The sequence below is a fragment of the Oleiphilus sp. HI0128 genome (assembly GCF_001635365.1).
Genome location: NZ_LWGG01001270.1, coordinates 1 through 972, shown reverse-complemented (window position 1 = coordinate 972; position 972 = coordinate 1). Strand labels below are relative to the sequence as shown.

Annotated in this window: 1 protein-coding gene; it reads left to right on the top strand. The window is 44.9% G+C overall.

Annotated features, from left to right (window positions below; genetic code table 11):
* Positions 1 to 164: 164 nt before the first annotated feature.
* Positions 165 to 972, top strand: an 808-nt coding sequence (locus A3763_RS21395) for an AraC family transcriptional regulator ligand-binding domain-containing protein (protein ID WP_068760489.1), incomplete at its 3' end; no start/stop codon positions are given.

Below are 972 nucleotides of genomic sequence, written 5' to 3'. Positions count from 1 at the left end.
CCGTAAGCTATGCAAAACCAATAACGTTATCTTTGATGTGAAATATCTATTCGACAAAGATGATGTTGATGCGCGTTTGTAAGCCTCAGCTCGGCATTGAATTAAGAGCCCGGTAGTTACCGGGCTTTTTTGTTATCCGCTTGCGATTCGATAATTAGCACCACATGGCAACCATTGGCACTCACTACATCCTCAGCGCGCTAGGCGGCGCGAGAAAAAAAGGCGTCGATACTCGCCAACTGCTAAAGCAAGCGCGAATATCCGAACTTCAACTCAGAAACCCCAGAGCACGCTTCCCGGTAGAGTCGGTTGCCAAGCTCTATTCAAGTATTGCAGAGACCCTAAATGACGAGTTTATGGGCTTCACTGAAACCCCCATTAAGCTCGGAACCTTTGCCCTCATGGCTGAATGGGTCAGTTACAGTCATAACCTCGAAGAACTATTGCATCGAGGGATTCGCTTCTATAACCAGATCAACAATGAAATAAAGGTTTCTCTTGATGTCGAAGGAGAGCACGTATATTTCACCTCAGAGTTCAACAATCCGGAATTAGATTTCGAGCACTTTTATATCGAGTACTGGCACGTCATTTGGCACCGCTTTGCAAGTTGGTACATTGGCAAACCAATTAAACTAATTGGCGCCTATATTAATTACACCCCCATTGATCATGAAGAATTTGAGCTCTTGTTTCGCTGTAAAACTAACCAAAAGAGCAAATTCAACCGCTTAGTCTTCCATCGGAAGTATCTCGAAGAGCCTTTGATCAAAACTACTCGCGACCTAAAAGTCTTTCTAGCACGCGCGCCGATAGATCTACTTACCATCCCCGGCGAAGACAATAGCCTGACAGCACAAATCAAACTTCTTATAGAGCCCAAGAGCACCCACATCAGCGAAGCAATTAAACTTCCAAATAGCGCTGTCATCTCTCGCCAATTAGGAATCAGTGAACAAACACTACGCCGAA